This is a genomic window from Pseudomonas avellanae BPIC 631 (assembly GCF_000444135.1).
GTDB lineage: Bacteria > Pseudomonadota > Gammaproteobacteria > Pseudomonadales > Pseudomonadaceae > Aquipseudomonas > Aquipseudomonas avellanae.
On record NZ_ATDK01000100.1, the window covers coordinates 1 to 6,730 of the forward strand.

Consider the following 6,730-nt stretch of genomic DNA (forward strand, 5'->3'; position numbering starts at 1 on the left):
ACTGGATCGTGATGCGTTCTTCAATGCTGAGTTCATGATATGACATAGGTTCACCGTACCGGATTGGTCAGGTGTTGCGCTCAGTTTTTGCCGCCGCCCTCTTTATGCTGCTGGACCATGTGCGGGAAACGTTCTTCCTGCATCGCCAGGTCCTCGATCCGATGGAGGTCGCGAGCACCGAGCCCGAACTGTTCTTCAGTCGCACGCTGGCGCATTTGTGTGCGCCGTTGTTCGTGCTGCTGACCGGGCTTTCGGCGTATCTGTATGGCGAGAAATATCAGGGCAGAAGCGACGTTTCGGCGTTCCTGCTCAAGCGTGGGCTGTTTTTGATCGCGCTGGAATTCACCCTGGTGAGCTTCGCCTGGACCTTCCAGTTCCCGCCGACCATCATCTACCTGCAAGTGATCTGGGCCATTGGCCTGAGCATGGTGGCGCTGTCGCTGATGGTGTTTCTGCCACGCTGGGCGCTGGTGGTCATCGGTGTGGTGATCATTGCCGGGCACAACCTGCTGGACTCACTGCATTTCGGCGTCGAGTCGGCCATGCACATTCCGTGGGCGATTCTGCATGATCGCGGCTGGATCGAGGTGTCCGATAACCTACGCTTCCGTACGTCCTATCCGTTATTGCCGTGGATCGGCATCATCGCGCTGGGCTACGCTGCCGGGCCATGGTTTGTAGCGGGTTTTGACGCAGCAAAGCGGCGGAGCAATCTGTGGGCCTGCGGGCTGGGTGCGCTGCTGGGCTTCGTGGTGCTGCGCATGATCAACGGCTACGGCGAAAAGCCGTGGAGCGTTGGCGAAACGGCTACGCAAACGGTCATGAGCTTTTTCAACATCACCAAGTATCCGCCATCGCTGCTGTTCATCAGCCTGACGCTGGGCATCGGCATGCTGATCCTGATCGCGTTCGAGCGCAGTCAGGAGAAAAGCTGGTTGCGGCCGCTGGTGGTACTGGGTTCAGCGCCGATGTTTTTCTATCTGCTGCACCTGTACGTGCTGAAGATTCTGTACCTGATCGCGCTGGCTATCTGGGGTGCGAATCAGGGCAAATACTTCGGCTTCGACCACATGTGGGGCGTCTGGCTGATGTCGGTCGTGCTGGCCGTGGTGCTGTTTCCGGCCGTGCGCTGGTTCTCCGCACTCAAGGCGCGTCGCCGGGATATCAGTTGGTTGAAATACTTGTAACTGCTGCACAGGCGGCATGCCGAAAGGCGTGCCGCTTCCCGCCTGATTTCAATCCCCCTGCGCACCGTAGTTCATGATCGACAGCAGCTTGATCGGCACTTGCACCAGTTGCTCGGGGCCGTGGGGGATGTCGCCATCGAAAGTCAGGCTGTCACCGGCCTGCATCGGGTACAGCTGATTGCCATGCCGGTAGATCAGCTCGCCTTCCAGCAGGTGCAGAAACTCGGTGCCGGGGTGCGAGAAGGTCGGGAACTCCTCGCTGGCATCATCCATCGTCACCATGTACGCCTCGAAACTCTTCTTCGGCCCACGGGTGTGGTTGAGCAAGTGATAGGTGTGGCCCTTCTCGGTGCCACGCCGGACCACCTCCAGCCCTTCATCGGCCTTGACCAGCAGCGCACTGCTGCCTTGCTGGTCGTACTGGCTGAACAGCTTTGACATGGGCATGCCCAGCACGTCGCAAAGACGGCTGAGGTTGTCGAGGCTGGTGGACACCTGCGCGTTCTCGATCTTGCTCAACATGCCCTGACTGATACCGGCGATCCGCGCGACATCGGCCAGTTTCAGCTCCTGCGCCTGGCGCTGGCGCTTGATCTGAATGCCCAGGTATTGCTCGAGCTTCAATTTGGGATGCGGTTCGTTCGGCATATTCATCGGCTGTGCACGGTTTCCGTTCAATAATTTTTATTTCGCACTGGGAATGTGCGTTCCATCCCTGTCACTGTAGCTGAGGTTCTGGATTATTCCCTCAAGGAAACAAGCTTCCCACATAAACAGCCTTTATAAACAGCCGGATTGCCCGGTTGGACGTGTTGTCGATTTCTGGCGTGCCGGATTGGCAAGCGCTTTGCATTCCCTAAGGGAAAGTAACTTTCCTGTTCGGAATAAAAACGGCAGGCAGTGAAACAGCGGTCCCTTCCTGAAACCTTTTGCGCATGCCAGGAGACACGTCCCATGTTGCCACCCGAAACACAGCGTCTGATCGAACAGCACGGCATCAAGTACGTGCTGGCTCAGTTCGTGGATATTCATGGTTCGTCCAAGACTAAATCGGTTCCTGTCACGGGCCTGGCAATGGTTGCCGAAGACGGTGCAGGGTTCGCCGGGTTCGCGATCTGCGGCATGGGCATGGAGCCCCACGGCCCGGACTTCATGGCCAAGGGCGATTTGTCTTCGTTGACGCCGGTGCCGTGGCAGCCGGGCTACGGGCGGGTGGTGTGCATCGGCCATGTGGAAGGCAAGCCCTGGCCTTACGACAGTCGCTATGTACTGCAAAAACAGGTCGAACGCCTCAGCCAGCGCGGCTGGACCCTGAACACCGGGCTGGAGCCCGAATTCAGCCTGTTCAAGCGCGATGCTGCTGGCAGCCTGCAAATGGTCGATGCCAGCGATAACCTCGACAAGCCGTGTTACGACTACAAAGGGCTGTCGCGCTCCCGGGAGTTTCTTGAGCGCCTGACCGAAGCCTTGCAGCCAGTGGGTTTCGACATTTATCAGATTGACCACGAAGACGCCAACGGCCAGTTCGAGATCAATTACACCTACAGCGACGCGATGGAATCGGCGGACCGCTTTACCTTCTTCCGCATGGCTGCCGGCGAGATCGCCAATGACATGGGCATGATCTGCTCGTTCATGCCCAAGCCCGATCCCAAACGTGCGGGCAACGGCATGCATTTTCACCTGTCGATTGCCAGCGCCAGCAACAAGAACCTGTTCCACGACGCCAGTGACCCGAGCGGCATGGGCCTGTCGAAAATGGCCTATCACTTCGCGGCCGGTCTGCTGGCTCACGGCCCTGCGTTGTGTGCCTTCGCCGCACCCACGGTCAACTCCTACAAGCGCCTGGTGGTGGGCAATTCGCTGTCCGGCGCGACCTGGGCGCCGGCGTTCATCGCCTTTGGCGCCAACAACCGCTCGGCGATGGTCCGCGTGCCTTATGGCCGCCTGGAATTTCGTCTGCCGGACGCCGGCTGCAACCCTTATCTGGTCAGCGCCGCGATCATCGCCGCCGGGCTGGACGGCATCGACCGTCAGCTGGAAATCGATCACGTCTGCAACGAGAACCTTTACAAGCTGAGCCTTGAAGAGATCGCCGCACGGGGCATCAAGACCCTGCCGCAGTCGCTCAAGGAAGCCTGCGATGCGCTGGAAGCCGACCCGCTGTTCGCCGAAGTGCTGGGCAACGAGATCGTTGGCGAATTCATCCGCCTTAAACGCATGGAGTGGGTGGAATACAGCCGCCATGTGAGCGACTGGGAAGTGAAGCGCTATATCGAATTCTTTTAGTGGAGCAGCTGCAAGTTCAAGCTTCAAGCGGCAAGCAGAAGCTGGATTGCGGCGTATTTGATTTCTCTGTCTATGCGTTTGGTTTCTAGCTTGCAGCTTGTAGCTAAAAGCTTGCCGCTCCCGAACAAGGTGAGGCTTATGTGCGGAATCGTTGGTTTGTACCTGAAAAACCCGGCGCTGGAGTCACAGCTCGGCAAGCTGTTTGAGCCAATGCTTGAGGCCATGACGGACCGTGGACCAGACAGTGCCGGGTTTGCGATTTATGGCGATGAGGTGGCGGATGGCTGGGTCAAGCTGACCTTGCAAGCCACCACCGAGCACTATGATTTCAAGGCGCTGATAGCGGCGCTGGAAGGCACGTTGAATGCACCGCTGGACTGGTTCCAGAACGCCAGCGCCGTGGTGCTGAAGATTCAGGCAGAAGAAGCCCCTGTGCGTGCTGCGCTGGCGGAACTGGCACCGAGCGTGCGCATCATGAGCGCCGGGCAGAGCATCGAGATTCTCAAGGGCATGGGACTGCCGAGGGAGATTTCCACCCGCTTTGGTCTGGCCTCCATGAAGGGCAGCCATATCATCGGCCATACACGCATGGCCACTGAAAGTGCGGTGACCATGGAAGGCAGTCACCCGTTTTCGACGGGCTCCGACCTGTGCCTGGTGCACAACGGCTCGCTGTCCAATCATTTCCGTCTGCGTCAGAACCTGCGCCGTGAAGGCATTCATTTCGAGACGGATAACGACACCGAAGTCGCTGCCGGTTATCTGGCCTGGCGTCTGCAACAGGGCGACAGCCTCAAGCAGGCGCTCGACAAATCGCTGGAAGACCTCGATGGCTTTTTCACCTTCGCCATCGGCACGCGCAACGGCTTTGCGGTGATTCGCGATCCGATAGCCTGCAAGCCGGCCATTCTTGCCGAAACTGACGATTACGTTGCCATGGCCTCGGAATACCAGGCGCTGTCCAGCTTGCCAGGGATTGAAAACGCCAGGGTCTGGGAACCGGTCCCGGCCACCATGTACATCTGGGAACGCGAGCCAGCCGAGGGAGCACGCTCATGAAAACCGTCGATCTTTCCAGCGCCAGCGTGCGCGATCTCAATCAGGCGCTGCACGATCAGGTCAAGGACTTGCAGGACCGTGAATGGCTGGTCACACATCCCGACGGCGCGCATAACCTGGCGGTCGGCGTCAACGAAGCCATCTCCATCGATATTCAGGGTCATGCCGGCTATTACTGCGCGGGCATGAACCAGAAAGCCTCGATTACCGTGCACGGCAATGTCGGCGTCGGTTGCGCGGAAAACATGATGTCGGGTGCCGTGCGGGTCAAGGGCAGCGCCTCACAGGCTGCAGGTGCCACGGCACATGGCGGTCTGCTGGTGATCGAAGGCGATGCCGGTGCCCGTTGCGGGATTTCCATGAAGGGGATCGACATCGTGGTCGGCGGCAGCATTGGCCACATGAGCTGCTTCATGGGCCAGGCCGGTCGGCTGGTGGTGTGCGGTGACGCCGGCGATGCGCTGGGCGACTCGCTGTACGAAACGCGGATTTACGTCAAAGGCAAGGTTGAATCGCTGGGCTCCGACTGTATCGCCAAGGAGATGCGCGACGAGCATCTGCACGAGTTGCAGGAATTGCTCAATCGTGCAGGCTTCAACGAGAACGCTGCAGATTTCAAGCGCTACGGCTCGGCCCGTCAGTTGTACAACTTCAAAGTCGATAACGCCTCCGCGTACTGATCCAGGAGCACTACCATGAGCGACCCTACAAGCAACAAACCAGCTCCAGTCCTGCGCGAGTCGGCCACCTTTGATCGCCTGACCATTCAGGAAATCCAGCGCGCTGCGGAAACCGGTATCTACGACATTCGCGGCGGCGGCACCAAACGCAAACTGCCGCATTTCGACGACCTGCTGCTGCTCGGTGCCAGCGTGTCGCGCTATCCGCTGGAAGGTTATCGCGAGAAGTGCGGCACTGACGTGGTGCTCGGCAACCGTTTCGCCAAAAAGCCGCTGTATCTGAAAATTCCGGTGACCATCGCGGGCATGAGCTTCGGTGCGTTGTCGGCCAATGCCAAGGAAGCGCTGGGCCGTGGCGCAACCATCGCGGGCACCAGTACCACCACTGGCGATGGCGGCATGACCCCGGAAGAGCGCGGCCAGTCGCAGCATCTGGTCTATCAGTACCTGCCGTCGCGTTACGGCATGAACCCGGACGACCTGCGCAAGGCCGATGCCATCGAAATCGTCCTGGGGCAGGGCGCCAAACCCGGTGGCGGCGGCATGTTGCTGGGTATGAAAGTCACCGAACGTGTAGCCGGCATGCGCACGTTGCCGGTCGGTGTCGACCAGCGTTCGGCGTGCCGCCACCCGGACTGGACCGGCCCGGACGACCTGGCGATCAAAATTGCCGAAATTCGTGAAATCACCGATTGGGAAAAACCGATCTACGTGAAAATCGGTGCCAGCCGTCCGTATTACGACGTCAAGCTGGCGGTCAAAGCCGGCGCCGACGTGATCGTGCTCGATGGCATGCAGGGTGGCACGGCGGCCACTCAGGAAGTGTTCATCGAGCACGTCGGCATCCCGATTCTGCCCGCCATCCCGCAAGCGGTTCAGGCGCTGCAAGAGATGGGCATGCACCGCAAGGTGCAACTGATCGTCTCCGGCGGGATCCGCAACGGTGCCGATGTCGCCAAGGCCATGGCACTGGGCGCGGATGCGGTTGCGATTGGCACGGCAGCGCTGATCGCGCTCGGCGACAACCATCCACGTCTGGACGAAGAACTGAAAAAGATCGGCTCGGCGGCCGGTTTCTACGATGACTGGCAGAACGGCCGTGACCCGGCTGGCATCACCACGCAAGACCCGGAACTGTCCAAGCGTCTCGACCCGGTCGAAGGCGGACGGCGTCTGGCCAACTACCTGCGCGTGCTGGTCCTCGAAGCCCAGACCATGGCCCGCGCCTGCGGCAAATCACACCTGCACAACCTCGACCCGGAAGACTTGGTGGCGCTGACCGTCGAGTCTGCGGCCATGGCGCGCGTGCCACTGGCGGGGACGTCGTGGATACCGGGTTCGGGTTCGGGGTATTGATTGCAATGTGAATTGGCACGCGTCTCACGACGCTTCGCATCAAAGGTCTCAAATGCGCCACAAAGTCTTGCCTTGCATGTAGTCACTGCACATAAACGAAAGCGCTTTTCTACCGCGATGGCACTGACGACGCAGAGTGCGACGTAAGTGACGGCTGAG

The 6,730-nt window shown here is 59.6% G+C and carries 5 protein-coding genes and 1 pseudogene; 5 read left to right on the plus strand and 1 reads right to left on the minus strand.

Annotated features, from left to right (window positions below):
- Nucleotides 1-98 precede the first annotated feature (98 nt).
- Nucleotides 99-1,187: pseudogene (locus DW49_RS0107020) on the plus strand (acetyltransferase domain-containing protein); the annotation flags it as partial.
- 48 nt (nucleotides 1,188-1,235) lie between these two features.
- On the opposite strand, the gene DW49_RS0107025 reads toward DW49_RS0107020, so the two are convergent.
- Nucleotides 1,236-1,841, minus strand: coding sequence for a helix-turn-helix domain-containing protein (locus DW49_RS0107025; protein ID WP_003381958.1), 606 nt, complete (start codon nucleotides 1,839-1,841; stop codon nucleotides 1,236-1,238).
- A gap of 300 nt (nucleotides 1,842-2,141) precedes the next feature.
- Here DW49_RS0107025 and glnT point away from each other — a divergent pair, with 300 nt between their 5' ends.
- The 4 genes from glnT (at nucleotide 2,142) to DW49_RS0107050 (ending at nucleotide 6,571) form a co-directional block, all read left to right on the plus strand.
- A complete protein-coding gene (gene glnT / locus DW49_RS0107030) occupies nucleotides 2,142-3,476 on the plus strand; it encodes a type III glutamate--ammonia ligase (RefSeq protein WP_005617718.1) in 1,335 nt (444 codons plus the stop codon).
- A 138-nt stretch (nucleotides 3,477-3,614) separates the two neighbouring features.
- Entirely contained in the window at nucleotides 3,615-4,535 is a 921-nt protein-coding gene (locus DW49_RS0107040; protein ID WP_005617719.1) for a class II glutamine amidotransferase, read from the plus strand.
- Nucleotides 4,532-5,215, plus strand: a complete 684-nt coding sequence (locus DW49_RS0107045) for a GltB/FmdC/FwdC-like GXGXG domain-containing protein (RefSeq protein ID WP_005617720.1) — start codon at nucleotides 4,532-4,534, stop codon at nucleotides 5,213-5,215. Before DW49_RS0107040 ends, DW49_RS0107045 begins: the two co-directional genes overlap by 4 nt.
- Nucleotides 5,216-5,230: 15 nt before the next feature.
- Nucleotides 5,231-6,571, plus strand: coding sequence for an FMN-binding glutamate synthase family protein (locus DW49_RS0107050; RefSeq protein ID WP_005617721.1), 1,341 nt, complete (start codon nucleotides 5,231-5,233; stop codon nucleotides 6,569-6,571).
- Nucleotides 6,572-6,730: the final 159 nt, after the last annotated feature.

Excerpts from the sequence above, each read along its gene's own strand:
- DW49_RS0107040 (WP_005617719.1), top strand. The coding sequence starts at position 3,615 with ATGTGCGGAATCGTTGGTTTGTACCTGAAAAACCCGGCGCTGGAGTCA.
- glnT (WP_005617718.1), top strand. The coding sequence starts at position 2,142 with ATGTTGCCACCCGAAACACAGCGTCTGATCGAACAGCACGGCATCAAG.
- DW49_RS0107045 (WP_005617720.1), top strand. The coding sequence starts at position 4,532 with ATGAAAACCGTCGATCTTTCCAGCGCCAGCGTGCGCGATCTCAATCAG.
- DW49_RS0107025 (WP_003381958.1), bottom strand. The coding sequence starts at position 1,841 with ATGAATATGCCGAACGAACCGCATCCCAAATTGAAGCTCGAGCAATAC.
- DW49_RS0107050 (WP_005617721.1), top strand. The coding sequence starts at position 5,231 with ATGAGCGACCCTACAAGCAACAAACCAGCTCCAGTCCTGCGCGAGTCG.